Source organism: Celeribacter sp. (assembly GCF_048270365.1).
Lineage (GTDB): Bacteria > Pseudomonadota > Alphaproteobacteria > Rhodobacterales > Rhodobacteraceae > Celeribacter.
In genome coordinates this window covers 29,634-47,426 of sequence record NZ_JBLWTA010000005.1, presented here as the reverse complement: position 1 = coordinate 47,426, position 17,793 = coordinate 29,634, and the positions used below count along the sequence as shown (strand labels likewise).

Below are 17,793 nucleotides of genomic sequence, written 5' to 3'. Positions count from 1 at the left end.
CATTTAGAAAGCCCCCAAACATGCAGTCACTTCGACCTTTGCCTATGTCCGCTGAACAGGACCTTCCAGACGTCACAGCGGATCTTTTCCGCCAACTCTGGCGCGGTGTCGGCGCCACGGCCACGCTCGTCGCCACCGAGCATGAAGGCCAGCGCCACGCCATGATGGCCACCGCTGTCACCTCCGTGTCGCTTGACCCGCCCTCATTGCTGGTCTGTGTGAACCGCAGCGCCTCTGCCTTTCGCGCCCTCGAAGCAAGGGGGGCCTTTTCACTTGGCATTTTACCCGCAGCACAGCAGGACCTTGGCGCAACCATCGCGCATGCCCCAGCTCAGGAACGGTTCGACCATGGCGACTGGGCACGTCTCGATGCGCCGAAACAAGACTGTCACCAGCTTCCATGGCTGCGCGAGACGGCCACAACACTCTTTTGCAAAGTCGAAAATTCCCTCGACCACGGCACGCATTGTCTGTTGATCGCCAGAATTGACGCCGCAATCGGCGAGACCCCGACCGACCCGTTGCTGTATATGAACGGTCAATTCGGGCGCTTCACGGAGATGCACGGATGACCAGCACATTGCGCGAAAGCCCCGCAAATGCCCGCACCCCGCAATTTGCCCCGATCGAGGAGCTGATCAAAGACGTCGCTGCCGGGAAGATGGTCATTCAACTTGACGACCTGTCCGGACAGCCTCGTGCGCATCTCACGATCCCCGCGCGTTTCGCGGGCGAGCAGGCCGTCAATTTCATGGCCACCCATGGCAGAGGTCTGGTCTGCCTCGGCCTGAGCGCCGAGCGCATCAAGGCACTGGGGCTAAAGCCCTTGCCCCGTCGCAACAAACATCCGGGCACGCCTGAGTTCTATCAGTCGATTGAAGCAAAGGACGGCGTCTCCACCGGGATTTCCGCCAGCGACCGCGCGCAGACGATTTTGGCCGCCTATCATCCCGATAGCCCAGCCGATGCGGTGGTCACCCCCGGTCATGTCTTTCCGCTCTGCGCGCATTCCGGCGGCATCCTCGCCAGACAGGAGCGGTCCGAGGCTGCCATCGAACTTTGCCAGCTTGCCGATCTCGAACCGGCCGCAACGATTTGCGACATTCTGAACGAAGTCGGTGACTTGGCCGGACCGGACGACTTACAGATCATCGCCGCGCGGCACGGCCTTAAAATCGGACGCTATTCCGATCTTCTGACATTCTGCAAAGCGAGACACGGTTTCCAGATTGAAGCCCGACATTCCTTGCAGGATGCGGCGCTTGGCCCTTGCACGGTGTTGGACATTCGAGAAGAACCGAAGGGCGCGCGCCATCTCGTGCTGACCTGCGGCGACATCACGGCGCCTGAGCCTTTGGCCTGCCATGTCAGGCATTTCGATCCGGCAAACGATCTCTTCGGTCTCGCAATCGGGGCGCGTCCAAACGATATGCGCCATCTTTCTTTCGACAGGATCGCGCATGAGCAGCGCGGTGCGTTCGTCGTGCTGCATACCGAATCCCTCACCGGCCCCGAAAAGGACAATGACGAGAACGACGAGGAGACCGCGGCGCGCCTTTTGGCAAGTCTAGGTGTCCGTCACATCGCGTTCACATCCCCCTCTCGCTCCGAACCCCTCGGAGATCACGCAACGATGTCATGGGCCACCAAATGACGGGATCTGATGACATCAGCCGGATGTCCGGCACAGAGCAAGCCCAGCACATTCGAAACAAACAGCTGTCCCCCGTCGAAGTGACACGCGCCGTTCTGGACCGGATCGACGCGCTCGACCCGGAGCTCAACGCCTTTTGCACGCTCACCGCAGACATGGCGATGGATGCGGCGCACACAGCCGAAGCAGCCGTCATGGCGGGCGCGCCGCTTGGACCTCTGCATGGTGTGCCGGTCTCTCTCAAGGACTTGATTTGCACCAAAGGGGTGCGCACCATGCTGGGCTCCGAAGCCTATAAGGACTTCGTGCCCGACGAGGACGATATCGTCGTTGAGCGTTTGAAAGACGCCGGTGCGATCCTCTTGGGCAAGACCAACACGGCCGAATTGGGCTATGGTGCCGTTGGCCATAACAACATCTCGCTCACCACCCGCAATCCCTGGAACACGGACAAAACGCCGGGCGGCTCAAGCGCCGGCAGCGCTGCGGCGGTTGCAGCGGGGATGGGGTCTCTGACGCTGGGAAGCGATGGCGGCGGGTCTATCCGCAGCCCTGCGTCTTTCTGCGGATTGTTCGGAATGAAACCGTCCTTTGGACGCGTGCCGGCCTATCCCGGCTGCCGCGATCCGCGCTATCCGGGCCTCTCGTCATGGGAAAGCACCGAACATATCGGTCCACTCACCCGCACGGTTCAAGACAGCGCACTCATGCTCAAGGTCGTCTCCGGCCCCGACATGCGCGATTGCCATTCCCTGCCCGGCCCGGAGTTTGATTGGCTGGAGACCCTGCAGCAGGACCTGCGCGGCAAACGCATTGCCTACACCCCGGATTTTGGCGGCTGTCGTGTCGATACCGACGTCCGGCAATTGACGACAGAAGCGGCTCAAGTGTTCGCCACGGAGTTTGGTTGCGAGGTCGTCGAAGATGCCCCGGATCTGTCGGATATGCTCGATCTGCACTGGATGATCATTCTGCGCGACAGCGATCTCAGCGGCATGCGTGAATTGCACCGCAAGGGGCTGATCTACATGCCACATCTTCGCGCCGCCATGGAGCAACCCTATAGCGCCGAAGCGTTGACGGATGCCGCCAGACAGCGACAAGAGGTGGTCATGCGCATGTGGCGTTTTATGTCCAAATATGACCTATTTCTCTGTCCCACGGTCGCCTACCCCGCCTTCGACATCGACCAATACGGCCCTGACACGATCGAGGGCGCGCCGGTCGAAAGCCTGTTGGGGGGGCTGCCGTCGCTTTGGCCTGTCAACCACACCGGACAGCCGGCCGCCTCAGTGCCCTGCGGCATGACATCAACCGGATTGCCCGTCGGCCTTCAGATCATCGGACGGCACCTCGACGATCCTTTGGTCATGGCCGCCTCCGCCGCATTTGAAACGGCGCGTCCCTGGGCGCATCTCTGGCCCGAGATTGCTACGACCTGACAGGAAAGCGCGCGGTTTGCGCGCTTTCCACTTGGTCGGGGCTATCAAGTCTGCGCGACAACGCCAGTGGCGGCTCTGTTTGCCCGCAACCAGACAAGCGCCAGGAAGCAAAGCCCAAACGTCAAAACCGTCATGCTCGCCACAAAGGCATAAAACGCCCGCTCCAACCCGATACTCCCGACGATGAAACCCATCGCCATCGTCGGGGTCAGACCACAGAGATGACCGGCCACGTAGAACCATGCCGTATATTCGGTCCGCTTTTCCGGCAGAGCGGCTTGGTTCGCCAAACCCAGTGCGCCCACAAAAATCGCACCGTAGAATGCGCCCATGAGCGGCATGACGAGCAACAGCAACAGACCATTCGTGACTTGTAGGCCAAGCAACAAAACGACAAGGCCCCCAGTCATCCCAACACCACCCAAAATGATTGCCCCGATCGAATCCTTGCGGCCCAGAGCGATCTGTCCAACGCCGCTCGCGAGTTGGAAAATCACTGGCAACAATCCCGCCAGGCCCGCCGACCCCAAGCCAAAGAGTTGCACACCAATATGCGGCCCCAACCCCATCAGAACCGAGGCACAATACCAGCTGAGCCCCAGCCCCATGCAAGCCAGGGCAAAGAACCTGTTCTGAAAATTGCTTGAGATATGTCGCGCCATATGGCCATCGACGATGACATCCGGGACCTCGACGGGACGTATCTGATCGGGCCAAGGACACAGAAGAACACCGACAAGCGCCACACCGCACAGCGAAGCGATTGTGAGAAACGGAACGAGTGTCGGGGCGACATCCACTGCCAAAGCCAAAGACGTCAGCATCGGCCCGATGGCCGCTCCGATACTGAACGCCAGGGTCGACACCATCGCCGCCCGCGCCCGCAATTTCTCCGGCGCCAATTCATAGAGGCGCACGGAGGCAATCCCTGTGATCATACCCGCCCCTGCACCGTTCAGAATGCGCCCGGCGTAGAGCATGGCGACGTTCTCGGCGAGTGCAAAGCAAATGAGCCCCGAGGCCGTAATGAGCAGCCCGATCACAAGGACCCTTTCCTGACGTGGCAGAATGCGCGCCATGAAAGGGGTGATCAGCAGCGATGTCAAAATGCCAACCGCATAGACCACAAAAATGGCCATCGCCATAACATCGCTTAACCCGAAGACAGTCACGTAGGTGCCGTAAAGAGGGCTTGGTGCGGTGCTTCCCATCAGGGAGGTTCCGATTGCGAACACGCAGACTAACCGCGTCAGCCAAAAACGATCTCCCTTCATCTCATGACCACCGACTGCAGGCGCGCCATTGGGCAAACATATTGCGCTTGATAATACCTCATGAAGACTTCCTATAGTTGCGTCCCCGAAAGACTTCTGCTCCGTAGCCAAGACACAGGTCTGTCTTTGGCTCACGTCGAGGATGAGATCGGGGATCTACGGCAGGGATGACCTTGGAAATGCGTTCAAAGTGTCAGCACGCCGTCATGATGTGTTTTTTGATAACGGCATATTGCATCACTCTTCACAGGCCAGGCTATCAACCAAAAGGATGATTGAGAGAGCGGATGATCCAGCTGATCTTGCAGAAGAAATAGACAAATGGATTGCCCTTGCCACGCCCCGCAAACCGCCGCGTGACGAGAGGGTGAACAGGCCCCCTGAGAGGCTGGAAGAGACTGATATGAGCCATGAACTGACCGACAAGATCGAGGCCCGCGCCTTTTGGCAAATCATCGGCGAACGTCCCATCGGTGCGACGATCGTCACGACCCGAAACGAGGCGGGACAGCCAAACGGTTTTCTAGGTCTCTCTGCGGCCCATATCTCGGCCAGCCCGCCGAAAATGCTGGTCTCGATTGATCGCAAAACCTCTGCCCTCGCGGATATCGTTCAAACCGGCCGATTTGCACTCAACTTCCTGCCGGCCGAGGCCTCGGACCTCGCTGGCGCTTTCGGCAAAAGTGGCCCCAAACCTTTCGAGACGGACGATTGGGACACACTTTCAACCGGAGCGCCCGCGTTGAAAACAGCGCTTGGGGTGATGGACTGCGAACTGTCCCAAATCGTCGAAGAAGACGGCGTCGCGATTGTGATTGGCCGAGTGGTCAGTGCGCGCTCTGCCTCTGAAGGCGATGCCTTGGTGTTTTTTCGGGGCGCATTCGAGCGCCTGAAATCTCATGCGTGACGCTCCGCTCTCAAACGCCGAGCTCTCGAAAACAGCCTCCACATCCTAGGCGAGCCCTGTTCAAGCCTTTCGTTCGACCTGACCTGCGGCGCACCGCTGGCCTCGCCCTTCCCCGCATGACCCAAGGAGCTTAGATATGTTCGATTTCTTCTCTGCCCGCCGTCCCAGCACCCTCGCGCAAGAGGCCATGATCGCCACCTCGCACCCCCTGTCCACCGCCGCAGGTCTCGACATCCTGTCAGCCGGGGGAAATGCAGTCGATGCCGCCATCGCCGCCGTCGCGGTTCAATGTGTGGTCGAACCGCACATGACCGGCATCGGAGGGGATTGTTTCGCGATCTACGCCCCGAAGGGCGGCAAAATCAAGGCTTTAAACGGCTCAGGCCGTGCCCCTGCCGCCGCAACACTGGACGCCTTGAAGGCCGCCGGGCTCGGCCCCGAAATCCCCCAGACAAGCCCGCATGCCGTGACCATCCCCGGCTCTGTCTCGGCGTGGTGCCGCCTGCATGCCGACCATGGCTCGCTTCCTCTGGACCGGCTTTTTGCGCGTGCGATCCACTATGCGGAAAACGGCTATCCAGTGACGCCACGCGTCGCGATGGACTGGGCGGCCTGCACCGAACTGGTCAGTGGCGACCCCCATGCCGCAGCACTTTTCCTTCCCGACGGCGTGGCGCCCAAGGCGGGCCAACGTCATGCACAACCTCTGCTCGGCACCCGCCTGCGCGAGATCGCCGCCAAAGGGGTCGCAGGCTTTTACGAAGGCGAGACAGCCGCCAAAATGGTGGCGCATCTCAAGGCGCTTGGAGGGCTCCATAGCGAAGAGGACTTTCACAAAGGCGCACATCAAGCCCATTGGGTCGAGCCGATTTCGACACGCTATGCCGGGTACGATGTCCTCGAATGTCCGCCCAATGGTCAGGGGCTTGCTGCCCTTCTGATCCTGCGAATCCTGTCAAAGTTCGACATGGGCGAGACCCTGTCTGAGGCCGATCGCATCCACCTCCATGCCGAAGCGGCCAAACTCGCCTATCACCACCGCGACGCGCTGATCGGCGATCCTGCCGCCTGCCCCAACATTACAGAGACCTTGCTGTCGGATCAGGTCGTGGACAAGCTCGCAAGTCGGATCGATATGGCGCGCGCCGCGCCCCCCGCGCTTTGGGACGAGCCGCCGCACAAAGACACAGTTTACCTGTGCGTCGTGGATCGAGATGGCAATGCAATCAGCTTTATCAATTCCCTCTTTCACGGCTTCGGCTCCACCCGTCTCGATCCCGCGACAGGCGTTCTCTTTCAGTCACGCGGGGCAAGTTTCCGCCTCATCGAAGGCCATCCTAACGCGATCGGGCCGGGCAAGCTTCCGATGCACACCATCATTCCCGGTATGCTTTGCAAAGACGGCGCAGCGGTCATGCCCTTCGGCGTCATGGGTGGCCAGTATCAGGCGGCAGGTCACGCGGCGCTGTTGTCGGGCCTCCTCGATCGCGGCATGGAGCTTCAGGCGGCCATGGATGCGCCGCGCAGTTTTGCCGAGGGCGATATACTCCAGATTGAACCCGGCATTTCCGAAAGCGTTCGCAACGACTTGGCCGCCCGAGGTCACAAACTCGCGGTGCAAACAAGCCCGATCGGAGGCAGCCAAGCGATCCGCATCTGTGAAGACACGGGCTTTCTCATCGGCGGCAGCGACACGCGAAAAGACGGCATGGCGCTTGGGTTCTAACGCACGGATATGTATGACTCTATGACAGATATGGCCTTGCTTGACCTCGTTGCGCTCATCGCGGGCGTGATTGCCACCGCGATCCTCGCCGGGATCATGGCGGGCTTGCTTGGCGTTGGCGGCGGCATCGTCCTTGTTCCGGTCCTCTTCTGGATTTTGACCCTCATGGATTTTCCGCCGGACCTCACGATGCAAATGGCCGTCGCGACCTCTTTGGCGACAATCATCTTCACATCGATCTCATCGGCAAGGGCGCATCACAAACGCGGCAGTGTCGATCTCTCTCTGCTCAAACTCTGGGCCCCCGGCCTCATGCTCGGTGCACTCACGGGCGGGCTTGCGGCAAAATACATCGAGGCGTCAGGGCTAAAGCTTGTGTTCGGCACCATCGCTTTATTGGTGGCACTCAATATGGCGACGCCAAAAACACTCGTCCTGAGTTCACATCTCCCCCAAAACCGTCTCGTCAATGTGGTCATATCCTACATCATCGGCGGGTTTTCATCGCTCATGGGGATCGGCGGGGGGACACTCTCCGTGCCGACCTTAAGTGCCTTTTCCTTTGACATCAAACGCGCCATCGGAACGGCCTCCGCCTTTGGGGTTTTGATCGCCATCCCGGCCGTCATGGGGTTTATCCTCTCCGGCCTGGGCGTTCCTTCTCGTCCGCCTTTCTCTTTGGGATTTGTCAGCATTCCCGCAGCGCTTCTGATTTTGCCCTTCACGGTGTCCTTCGCGCCCGTCGGCACCGCACTCGCGCACAAACTCGACAGGAAATGGATCAAACTGACCTTTGCGGTTTTCCTCGCCGCCACGTCGATCAAGATGCTCTCAAGTGCTTTGGGCTAAGTTTCACAGTTGATTTTCACAAACCTCTCATCGAGAGGCCGCCGCGCAGGACCAGCGCGAAACGATACCTCCTTTCGCCCATGATTTCATGCATGAGACCCATGCCCGCTTTGGCAAAATCTGAGGTCAACTGACAATTTGGACTGGGGCTTGGCAGAAATGCTGTACCCCGATTGCATGCAGCGTGGTTTGACAAACGCTGGCTATTCCTCACACTGTTGACGTTGAGACAATTCAAATGACCGAGAGGACTCCTGTGGATTTTCACACCCCATCATCCTTTGAGGACGCCTCAAAACGCGCGGCAGAAGCGACAGGTTTGACCCGCTTTCTCGCGGGCGGAACAGACGTTCTCGTCCAGATGCGCTCAGGCACCGTGTTGCCGGATACCCTGATCGACCTGAAACACATTCCGGGCACGCAGGACATCACCCGCACGCCCGACGGCGGCTGGCGGATCGGCATTGCCGTCTCCGGCGCACGCCTCGGCGATCATGCGGAACTTGTGGCCGACTGGCCCGGTGTCGTCGAAGGCATGGAACTCGTCGGATCGACACAGGTTCAGGGCCGCGCAACGCTCGTCGGCAATCTGTGCAACGGGTCCCCCGCCGCAGATAGCGTGCCGGGTTTGGTTGCCGCTCAGGCCTCTGTGGAGATCACGGGTCTGACCGGAGTACGCACCGTTCCGGTCGAAGACATTCCGGCAGGACCGGGGAAAACAACGCTCTCGCCCGGTGATGTGATCTCCGGCATCCTCATTCCGCCGCGCGGGGCGCATGGGGGCGACGCCTATCAACGCTTCACGCCGCGCACGGAAATGGACATTGCCGTTGCGGGATGCGCGATCAGCCTGCGCGTGGACGGCGACACGATCACAGAGGCCCGCGTTGCGGTGGGAGCGGTGGCGCCGACCGTGCGGCTTGTGCCGGATGCGGCGGCTGCGCTGATTGGAAGCACGCTCGATGACACGGCAATTGACGCACTTGTCACCGCCGTGAGAGCCGCCTGTAATCCGATTGACGACAAACGCGGCACGGCGGAATTCAGAACCGACGTCGCGGGCGTGCTCGCCAAACGGGTCGCACACATCGCCTATGATCGCGCGAAAGGAGACGCCCAATGAGCAAGATCCATGTCACGACTGTCGTCAACGGCGACGAGGTCGAATTCCTCGCGGACCCGCGCGAAACGCTTCTCGATTGTCTGCGCGATCACCTCGGGCTCACGGGCTCGAAAGAAGGCTGCGGGACCGGCGATTGCGGCGCCTGTTCGGTCACGGTGGACGGGGTTCTGATCAGCTCCTGCCTGATGCTCGGCGTCGAGGCGCAGGGCAAGCGGATCGCCACCATCGAAGGGATGGCGAACGGCGAAGAGCTGCACCCGCTTCAGCGCCAATTCGTCGAACACGCCGCTCTGCAATGCGGGTTCTGCACGCCGGGTATTCTCGTCGCGGCCAAGGCGCTCTTGGAGAAAAATCCCGATCCGACGGAGACGGAGGTCCGGTATTGGCTCGCGGGCAATCTGTGCCGCTGCACCGGCTACGACAAAATTATTCGTGCCGTCATGGACGCCGCGTCTGAGATGAGAGGAGCCGCCTGATGCCCAAAGATGACATCAGAGAATTCCGTCTCGTCGGCACCCGCCCCAATCGCCCCGATGGTCTGGACAAAGTCACGGGCCGCGCGCGGTACGGCGCGGATATCACGGCGCCGGGGATGCTCTGGGGCGCGGTGCTCCGCAGCCCGCACGCCCATGCCAAAATTCTCAAGATTGACACCTCGAAGGCAGAGGCGCTCACCGGTGTCAAAGCCGTCGTGACCCGCGCGGATTTCCCGACGGGCCTCACAGGCGAGGAGTGGAACCTTCAGGAAAACACGATGGCGGGCGAGAAAGCGCTCTACGATGGTCACGCCATTGCCGCCGTCGCCGCGACCTCAAGCTTGATCGCACAGGAGGCCGTTCGGCTCATCGAGGTGGACTATGAGGTTCTGCCGCATGTGACGGATGTGGATGACGCCATCAAACCCGATGCGCCGGTCATTCGCGAAGGGGCCGCCGACGCCAGCGTGCCCGAAGGCATGCCGCCCAATGTCGTCAAATACTTCGAGTTTGGGCGAGGTGACACGGCGGCGGGCTTCAAAGACGCCGATCTTGTCATGGAACGGAGCTTTAAGACCGAAGCGACCCACCAAGGCTATATCGAACCCCATGCCTGCCTCGGCCAATTGGGGGCCGATGGCAAGGGCGAGATGTGGGTCTGCACGCAGGGTCAGTGGTTCATTCGCCAGATGTGCTCGGCCGTGTTGGGCCTCAACGCTGCGCAGCTTCGCGTGACCCCGTCCGAGATTGGCGGCGGATTTGGCGGCAAAACGACGATCTTCATGGAGCCGCTGTCCCTTGCGCTGTCGCAAAAGGCCGGCGGACGTCCCGTCAAAATCGTCATGAGCCGTTCCGAAGTGTTGCGTGCCACCGGGCCGACCGCGTCGGCCTCTATGGACGTGAAAATCGGTATGACCAAGGACGGAAAACTGACCGCCGCCCGTGCCGAATTTCGGATGCAGGGCGGGGCCTTCCCAGGCGCGCCTGTGGACATGGCGCTCTATTGCTGCCTTGCCCCTTATAAGATCGAGAATGTCGAACACATTGGCTACGACGTGCTCGCAAACCGCCCGAAATGCGCCGCCTACCGCGCACCGGGGTCGCCGATGGGCGCCTTCGCGGTCGAGAGCCTGATCGACGAGATGTGCCGCAAGCTCGATCTCGATCCGATGGAAGTGCGCCTCAAGAACGCCGTGCGCGAAGGGGATCAGGCCAGCTATGGTCCGACCTTTGGCTCCATCGGTCTCGTCGAGGTTCTGGAAGCGACCGCGAAGCACCCGAACCTTTCGGTGCCGCTCGGTCCCAATCAGGGACGCGGCGTGGCCTCTGGCTATTGGTTCAACCACAACGGCGAGACCTCCGTGTCCATGGCGATCTCCGAGGATGGCACCGCTCAGGTGTCCGTCGGAACGCCGGACATCGGCGGCAGCCGTGCTTCGATTGCCCTTATGGTCGCGGAAACGCTTGGCATCGCCTATGAAGATGTGCGCGTGAACGTGGTGGAAACCGGCGCGCTTGGCGTCAACGAACCCACCCACGGAAGCCGCGCCACCTTTGCTACCGGCAAGGCCGCCACCATCGCCGCCCGCGCCGCGATCAAGGAAATGTGCCGACGCGCCGCGAACGAATGGGGCATTGATGAAGAGGCTGTCGAATGGGGCGACGGCGCCGCGCAACCTGCGGGTCCGAACGCGGGCGACTACCCTCCGATGAGCATCAAGGACATCGCGAAAAACATGGGGGCGACGGGCGGACCGATCTCTGGCCACCATGAATCCGTGCCCGATGGGGTTGGGGCCAGCTTTGGCTGTCACGTTGTGGACGTCGAGGTCGACCCTGAAACCGGCCTCACCAAAATTCTGCGCTACCTCGTGGTGCAGGATGCGGGACGGGCGATCCACCCGTCCTATGTGGAGGGCCAGTATCAGGGCGGTGCCGTTCAGGGCATCGGTTGGGCGCTCAATGAGGAATATGTCTACGGCAAGGATGGTCGTCTTCAGAACCCCATCTTCCTCGACTACCGCATGCCCGTGGCCTCTGACCTGCCGATGATCGACACGATGATCGTGGAGGTTCCCAATCCGGGGCACCCCTTCGGCGTGCGCGGCGTGGGGGAAACGGGGATCACGCCACCGCTGCCCGCGATTGCAAATGCGATTCAGGGCGCGACCGGCGTTCGGATGTCACATCTGCCGATGACCCCGACCAAAGTCCTCGCCGCTCTGAAGGCGTCGCAAGAATGAGTGAACTCACCGTTCATCTGTGGGCCGGCCTGCGCCGCTTTACAGGGGGGCTTGAGGTCGTCACAGTAGAGGCCAGCAGCATCGGCAAGATGCTCGATGCGCTGGTGGAGGCCTACCCCGGTCTCGGTCCGATTTTCGAGGCCGGTATTTCGGTCGCCGTTGATGGAGAAATCATCAACGGCGGGCGGCACCGCCCCCTCGCACCATCGAACGAGATTTACCTCATGCAGCGGGTAAAGGGCGGATAGGCCTTTCCACAACAGGTTCTCCGAGGACAAAACCATGTCAGTCATTGGCATGAGGCCACCACCGTTGCGACACCTGCCGAAAGCGCTGGCCTTGAGGTGATTGAAACTGACATGGCGGCGCCAGGGGAACGGGAGAGGTCAGCCATTTTTGTATCTGTTTGGCCGATATGCCGTTGATCCGTCCCGAGCCTCTCTTGGCGCTCCTCACCGCATCAGGCCAGCACCCAGACCACATCATCGTAACCGAGGCCACCGACTACATCGGCGTTCCGACGATCCTGCCCCGACAGGCAATCGACCTTCTTCCGCAACGTGGCGAAGGAGGCGCGCGTCGCATCATGGCTGGCGCACTGGGAGTGCAGACGCCTTTGGAGGACCTCTCTGACATAGACACGATGTCCGATCTTGAGCGGCTCCAAGCGCATCAGAATGCTCAGGATTCATTGCTATGAAGGAAACCCGGTTCGGGCAAAGTTTGGCAGGGCAACCACTCGCCACAAAATGGCAGGACGACCATCCTTTGTATGTCGCGACGGTCTGACTACCCCTCAAAGAGTTCTTGCGACAGTTGATTTTATTGGCGATCCCTTGAGGACTCGAACCCCAAACCTGCTGATTAGAAGCTCGGCTCAGGCGGTTTCTCCCAACTACGCTACACTGACAAAAATATAGTGAAAACAAAAACTTAAATTGACTGTCTTTGCACTCATGTCGCAGAGATAACGCCATGTTTCGGCGCATTTTGCTTCCTTATAGCTTCCCGATTTCGCGCCGATGGTTTGAGGAGACAACAATATGAAACTGACAAAGCGCGCGATTGAAGGGTTGGAGACGAGACCGCAAAGCTATTTCGAATGGGATAGCGAGGTGCGTGGTTTCGGGGTTCGTGTCTATCCAACAGGCAAGAAAACCTATGTCATTCAGTACCGCGTCGGAAAGCGTTCCCGGCGGATGACGCTTGGGCAGCACGGACCGCTGACCACGGATGAGGCCCGCAAACTTGCCATGCGTCACCTCGGGCATATCGCTCAAGGTGCCGATCCCGCCGAGGACAAACGGCGTGTGCGTCATGCCCCGACCATGGCGGCGCTCTGTGACCGTTTCCTAGAGGAATATGCCGAGCAGCATTGCAAACCCTCCACCGTGCGCAGCTATCGCACGATCATTCGCAATCATGTTCAGCCGCGCCTCGGGTCCTATCTGATCGAAGACGTGAAGCGCGCCGATGTGGCTGCCCTGCATTTCGATATGCGGAACACACCCTATCACGCGAACCGGACGCTGATGGTCCTGTCCAAGATGTTCAATACGGCAGAAGATTGGGGCCTGCGCGACGAAGGCAGCAACCCGACACGCCGGATCAAGAAATATCGCGAGGAGGAAAAGAAGCGCTACCTTTCCGAAGAGGAACAATACCGTTTGGGCGTCGCCTTCGAAGAGGTCTTGGAGGAAGGCAGCGAGACCATTCATGTGGTCTCGGCCTTCATGCTTCTGATGCTGACGCGCTGTCGTCGCAATGAGATCGCGGAACTCAAATGGGATTATGTGTATTACACCCATATGGGCCTGCCCGACAGTAAGACGGGGCGACGACGCATCCCGCTGCCGCGAGAAGCCTACGACATTCTGATGCAACTGCCGCGCCGTGATGGAAACCCCTATGTGATCTTAGGTGTGACCGAGGACGGGCATATCACCGATTTGGCGCGTCCATGGCGGCGCATTCGGGAACGGGCCGGTTTGAATGACGTGCGTATCCACGATCTGCGTCACACCTATGCGTCCGTCGCGATGAAAGACGGGATCGACCCGTTCACACTGAAAGAGATTTTAGGCCACAAAAACCTGACGACAACTTTGCGCTATGCGCACCTTGCCGATGACGCGGTTCAAAAAGCCGCCGGGTCTGTAGCGGCGCGACTTGCCCGTGCAGTACGTAATAGGGACAGGCATGACGGCGCTGCGTTGCGTGTCGTTCGGTAGGTGGCGTAGCGGCTTCCCAATGCAGCCAATTACCTAGGTAATTAAGAAACCCGTTTCTACGTAACGTATCTCTACGATATGGCGGATAGGTTCGTAACGTATCGGTTCAATATGCCCATTCCCTTAATTAAAGAGCCATCTCAACCATGAGAGGCATAGGCAAGCCGTTCTTTCCTAATTAAAGAAACGACCATGCTACGTTTTGATCTCTCCGCTTATTACAGCCTCCTTGAAGTGTTCGACCGAACGGGACGCCTCATGTTCCCCCAAGATTGGACGGGGGAAGAAGCATGGTCCCGTGACACCGAGAACCCAAACGAGATCAAAGAGCAGCGCAAAGAGCTGTTTGCGAAAATCACCTCTTTGCAGAACGACATGGCACCGCCGCACGCATTAATGGCCATGGATTTATCTGACAGCGAGTTTCAAGAAACGAGCGATAACCTCGGGGCAATGAATACGCGCATGAAAGAGGCCAAGGCCGAACTCGCGCAGCTACCAAAGGTTTCCGATACATGGCTAAAGGATCACGCCGGTTTCTCGCGCCGGGTAGCGGTCGAAAAGGAGCTGGCGCAGGCCTTCAACGCCGGTGATTTGCAGCTTATCGTCGGCACGTCGCGAATTGTCCCGTGGAAAAGCTGGTGCCAACGCAGCGATTTTCGGGTCTATTACCCGCTCTCGATGATCCGCATTCCGAAAGGCGAAAGCGCCCTGCGGCGCGGTCCCGCCTTTGTCTCTAGGGAAATGTTCGCAATCTGGTCCAACCGTTTCGCCCGGCCAGAACCCGACAACGAGGAACATAGGCTCACCACAGAGGCCCAGCTGACGGAATGGCTTAGAGACCTGATTGCCAAACAGCCGGTGAAACCCAAAACAACAGAGGCGCTACGCCAACAAGACCTAGAGATGTTCCCGTCCCTTTCCGTACGCGGTTTCAATGCCGTGTGGAAAGTGACCGCCCCTGAGGCTTGGCGGAAAAAGGGCCGCAAGAAGGAACTGGAATAAAACACCCGCTTTGCGCGCCGTTTCATTTCATTTTTTTAGCGGAATAATTTCCCGCAAGGCATTGAAATATAAATATTAGAAATAAAACAAAGCCCCGTCGCATTTTAAAAAGAAATGCGGCGTCTATTTCGGGCTTTTTCGCCTGTCTACGTTGCCCTCATCAAGTCCAACAAACCGAGGCAACGAAATGCAACAAGCTACAAACACAACTTGATCCTGACTACTACGACCGCCTGATCGACGAGAAGGACGCGGCCAGCTACCTGTGCTATTCCGTGCGCGCCTTGCAGAACTGGCGCGTGCGCGGGGGCGGGCCTTTGTTCATCAAGGTCTCGGGCCGATCCGTGCGCTACACGCGCTGCGATCTGCAAGACTGGATCAGCGCCAAGCGCGTCGCCAACACGACCTGCGCACCTTCCTAATTCAATAGAGTTTTGCCCGTTCGGAGTTGGCAGCAACGAGCGGGATTTTGGGGCCGGATGGCTCTAGGGGCGCGGGGCACGGCATCGCCACCTCGCGCCCTTTCTATGTCCGCTGCCGCGACATTGAAAAAGGAAATCACCATGTCAAACCAACCTGCATACAGGTTCAAAATCGGCCTGATCACCGCCACCATCTGGAACAATGACGGGTTCTATTCCGTCGATCTGACACGCGCCTACAAGACCCAAGAGGGCGATTGGCGCAACACCGCGAGCTTCGGTCACAATGACCTGCTGAACCTCTCCAAATGCGCGGAACGGGCTGAAAGCTTGATCGCAAAGCAGCTTGCGGCCAACACCTGATTGGAGCGCCGGGCGTCCAGCCCGGCCCCAAAACAATCGCTGCCCCGCCGGAGGCACCATTAAAGGGCGCGCCAGCGCCCGCACTTCCCTGAACATTCCCAACCAAGGCGCGCGGCATCGGCCGAATGAGGGGGGTGATTGTAGCACCCCCCTCTGGAAATACCGCCCGCCAAAGAGAAAGACCAAAACAATGAACATCCTTCACCGTGGCTTTGACCGTCTGGAATTGTCGATTGAGGCCAATATTCCGCCCGAGCTGTTCGAATATCTCGACCCGATCCGCGAAGAGGCCGAGGACGCCCGAGAGAGCCGCGCTGTGAGCTATGGCGGGGCGGAGTTTGACCTGTTGCCGCACGGCGTACAAGGCTATCGCTTTGTGCTGCAAGGCGGGCCTCTGAATGTCACATGGTTCTTTAAGAAACCCAACGCCCGTGACCCTTGGGGCATCCGCATTGTTGTCGGTTCGCTCATGCTCGCCACCCAAGGGCTGGGTTTTGTCAGGGCATATATCGCCAAGACGCTGGAACGACTGGGCGTGCGTTATGGCCCGCGACAGGTCAGCATTGGACGCACCGACTTTTGCGTCGATATTCTGGCGCCTGAGTTTGAGCTGACGCCGGAGAACTTTGTGATCCACAGCCACACGAACCGCGCGGATCATTTGACGCCCGAGGACCATACACGGAGCAATGGGAAATCCGGTCGCTTCACTTCCGTTACCGTGGGCAAGATGCCCGGGCGACAAGTGACCATCTATGACAAGCGTCTGGAAGTCACTGACAAGCGCAAGCCGATCTGGTGGGACTTGTGGAACGCCAACCACAATTCCGAGGGATTGCCGCCTCTGGACCCGAAAGACCGCTCTGAGAGCCAAATCTGGCGCGTGGAGGTACGTGCGGGCAAGCGGATCATGAAAGACCGCTGGGGCATCACCACATGGGAGGATTTCGACGCCAAATTCGGCGACGTGATCGCGGAAGCCTTTGAGAAAATCCGCTATTGCGAACCGGACACGAACCGCGCCCGCTGGCCGAACCATGAGATTTGGGGTTTGGCAAAGGTAGACGCCGAGACGGACTTAACTGAACTGCGCAGCCACGTAGACGCCAGAGCGCCGTGAAGGAGGTTCACAAGGCCGATCAGATCAAAATGATCCTCGCCCTCACCTTGGGCAATTGCACCACTCTGGCGGCCCTTGAGGGCGTCGAGAGTGACGATCTACAGGGCTATATGGTGGATATGGGCGAGCGGCTACGGATTGAGATACAGGCCGACCCAGAGCGTGCCGCGAACAAGCTCAGCAAGGCAAAGGAAAGGTATCGGTTTGTGGGGTGATCTCGCAAAATCAAATCACACATCTGGCGGGCAAATATTGCCCGCCTTGGGCGAGAACTCCCCAAACTGGTGCAATCGGCCCAAAACAGACCTTCACGCATAGAGCCGCGAATGTCCGGCGGCAGCCGAAAGCAGACATCTGATGGATAACGATGTTGGCTATGCGACTGTCTGCGTTGCCAACACGGGTACGAAACCCGCAGTTTTTGCAGCCATCATAAACGCTTTGCGCGCTTCGCCCACGGGTGCCATGCAGTCCATGGCCGCGTCAATTGTCGTCAGTGCACGTTGCCGCGCATCGTCGGATACCGGCCATTTGCGGCTAAGCCAGTAGCGGGCTTTCTCGATGGTGCCGAATTTCTGTACATCGCCTTCGGGCGATGTGACGAGAGACAGGGGCGTGCCCCAATAAATTTCTATCAAGATCTTCTTCTTTCTTGTCAGCTAACCGCAGATCCACCGATAAAGCGGCGCGGTTTTGGACAGGTCGTGGCACGCGGCCTACGGCATCTGCCCTTGAGAATGGCTTGGTTCACGGGAACTCAAGTGGTTGACCATCCGGGGTCGTGGCGCAGGTGAATGTGATCACCAGACACCTGCAATACACACGCCAAAACGTGCTGCGGACCCTATCTTCTGGTCAGGTGAATACTTCAGCGACGGTCAATCCAATCGCTTGCCCTGTCTGGTGCAATTTGTCTGGCGCAATTTGTCTGGCGCAATTTGCACATCAACAGGAAAAC

18 protein-coding genes are annotated in these 17,793 nt (G+C 59.3%); 16 read left to right on the top strand and 2 right to left on the bottom strand.

Features of this window, described 5'->3' with window-relative positions; genetic code table 11:
• Nucleotides 1-44: 44 nt before the first annotated feature.
• From ACN0X0_RS08545 to ACN0X0_RS08535, 3 genes are read left to right on the top strand one after another with little or no spacing between them, the layout of a single operon-like run.
• Nucleotides 45-572: a flavin reductase family protein gene (locus tag ACN0X0_RS08545; RefSeq protein ID WP_417278805.1), complete on the top strand. Its 528-nt coding sequence runs from the start codon at nucleotides 45-47 to the stop codon at nucleotides 570-572.
• A complete protein-coding gene (locus ACN0X0_RS08540; protein ID WP_417278804.1) occupies nucleotides 569-1,654 on the top strand; it encodes a 3,4-dihydroxy-2-butanone-4-phosphate synthase in 1,086 nt (361 codons plus the stop codon). Before ACN0X0_RS08545 ends, ACN0X0_RS08540 begins: the two co-directional genes overlap by 4 nt.
• Nucleotides 1,651-3,096, top strand: coding sequence for an amidase (locus tag ACN0X0_RS08535; RefSeq protein ID WP_417278803.1), 1,446 nt, complete (start codon nucleotides 1,651-1,653; stop codon nucleotides 3,094-3,096). The genes ACN0X0_RS08540 and ACN0X0_RS08535 overlap by 4 nt, the downstream gene beginning before the upstream one ends.
• 44 nt (nucleotides 3,097-3,140) lie before the next feature.
• Here the strand turns inward: ACN0X0_RS08535 and ACN0X0_RS08530 are convergent, their stop codons facing one another.
• Nucleotides 3,141-4,370: an MFS transporter gene (locus ACN0X0_RS08530; RefSeq protein ID WP_417278802.1), complete on the bottom strand. Its 1,230-nt coding sequence runs from the start codon at nucleotides 4,368-4,370 to the stop codon at nucleotides 3,141-3,143.
• A gap of 403 nt (nucleotides 4,371-4,773) precedes the next feature.
• On the opposite strand from ACN0X0_RS08530, the gene ACN0X0_RS08525 reads away from it, so the two are divergent.
• From ACN0X0_RS08525 to ACN0X0_RS08465, 13 genes are all read left to right on the top strand, one after another.
• Nucleotides 4,774-5,277 carry a flavin reductase family protein gene (locus ACN0X0_RS08525; RefSeq protein WP_417278801.1) on the top strand — a complete coding sequence of 168 codons (504 nt, stop codon included), beginning with the start codon at nucleotides 4,774-4,776 and terminating at the stop codon, nucleotides 5,275-5,277.
• Nucleotides 5,278-5,413: 136 nt separating this feature from the next.
• A complete protein-coding gene (locus ACN0X0_RS08520; protein ID WP_417278800.1) occupies nucleotides 5,414-7,003 on the top strand; it encodes a gamma-glutamyltransferase family protein in 1,590 nt (529 codons plus the stop codon).
• Nucleotides 7,004-7,033: 30 nt separating this feature from the next.
• On the top strand, nucleotides 7,034-7,852 hold the full coding sequence (locus tag ACN0X0_RS08515; RefSeq protein ID WP_417278976.1) for a sulfite exporter TauE/SafE family protein: 819 nt from the start codon (nucleotides 7,034-7,036) through the stop codon (nucleotides 7,850-7,852).
• Between the two features lie 256 nt (nucleotides 7,853-8,108).
• The gene (locus tag ACN0X0_RS08510; protein WP_417263337.1) at nucleotides 8,109-8,975 is read left to right on the top strand and encodes an FAD binding domain-containing protein; all 867 of its coding nucleotides are present in this window, start codon (nucleotides 8,109-8,111) and stop codon (nucleotides 8,973-8,975) included.
• Nucleotides 8,972-9,451 (top strand): (2Fe-2S)-binding protein, encoded by a 480-nt coding sequence (locus ACN0X0_RS08505; RefSeq protein WP_417263331.1) that lies wholly within the window; start codon nucleotides 8,972-8,974, stop codon nucleotides 9,449-9,451. Before ACN0X0_RS08510 ends, ACN0X0_RS08505 begins: the two co-directional genes overlap by 4 nt.
• On the top strand, nucleotides 9,451-11,694 hold the full coding sequence (locus tag ACN0X0_RS08500) for a xanthine dehydrogenase family protein molybdopterin-binding subunit (RefSeq protein WP_417278799.1): 2,244 nt from the start codon (nucleotides 9,451-9,453) through the stop codon (nucleotides 11,692-11,694). The genes ACN0X0_RS08505 and ACN0X0_RS08500 overlap by 1 nt, the downstream gene beginning before the upstream one ends.
• Nucleotides 11,691-11,942 carry a MoaD/ThiS family protein gene (locus ACN0X0_RS08495; RefSeq protein ID WP_417278798.1) on the top strand — a complete coding sequence of 84 codons (252 nt, stop codon included), beginning with the start codon at nucleotides 11,691-11,693 and terminating at the stop codon, nucleotides 11,940-11,942. Before ACN0X0_RS08500 ends, ACN0X0_RS08495 begins: the two co-directional genes overlap by 4 nt.
• Before the next feature lie 167 nt (nucleotides 11,943-12,109).
• Nucleotides 12,110-12,394 carry a hypothetical protein gene (locus tag ACN0X0_RS08490; protein ID WP_417278975.1) on the top strand — a complete coding sequence of 95 codons (285 nt, stop codon included), beginning with the start codon at nucleotides 12,110-12,112 and terminating at the stop codon, nucleotides 12,392-12,394.
• Nucleotides 12,395-12,737: 343 nt separating this feature from the next.
• Nucleotides 12,738-13,925 carry an integrase arm-type DNA-binding domain-containing protein gene (locus ACN0X0_RS08485; protein WP_417278797.1) on the top strand — a complete coding sequence of 396 codons (1,188 nt, stop codon included), beginning with the start codon at nucleotides 12,738-12,740 and terminating at the stop codon, nucleotides 13,923-13,925.
• A gap of 192 nt (nucleotides 13,926-14,117) precedes the next feature.
• Nucleotides 14,118-14,930: a hypothetical protein gene (locus ACN0X0_RS08480; RefSeq protein WP_417278796.1), complete on the top strand. Its 813-nt coding sequence runs from the start codon at nucleotides 14,118-14,120 to the stop codon at nucleotides 14,928-14,930.
• Nucleotides 14,931-15,493: 563 nt separating this feature from the next.
• Entirely contained in the window at nucleotides 15,494-15,715 is a 222-nt protein-coding gene (locus ACN0X0_RS08475) for a hypothetical protein (protein WP_417278795.1), read from the top strand.
• Between the two features lie 190 nt (nucleotides 15,716-15,905).
• The gene (locus tag ACN0X0_RS08470) at nucleotides 15,906-16,835 is read left to right on the top strand and encodes a hypothetical protein (protein WP_417278794.1); all 930 of its coding nucleotides are present in this window, start codon (nucleotides 15,906-15,908) and stop codon (nucleotides 16,833-16,835) included.
• The gene (locus tag ACN0X0_RS08465) at nucleotides 16,832-17,050 is read left to right on the top strand and encodes a hypothetical protein (RefSeq protein ID WP_417278793.1); all 219 of its coding nucleotides are present in this window, start codon (nucleotides 16,832-16,834) and stop codon (nucleotides 17,048-17,050) included. Before ACN0X0_RS08470 ends, ACN0X0_RS08465 begins: the two co-directional genes overlap by 4 nt.
• A 159-nt stretch (nucleotides 17,051-17,209) precedes the next feature.
• Here the strand turns inward: ACN0X0_RS08465 and ACN0X0_RS08460 are convergent, their stop codons facing one another.
• A complete protein-coding gene (locus tag ACN0X0_RS08460; protein ID WP_417278792.1) occupies nucleotides 17,210-17,473 on the bottom strand; it encodes a DUF982 domain-containing protein in 264 nt (87 codons plus the stop codon).
• Nucleotides 17,474-17,793 lie beyond the last annotated feature (320 nt).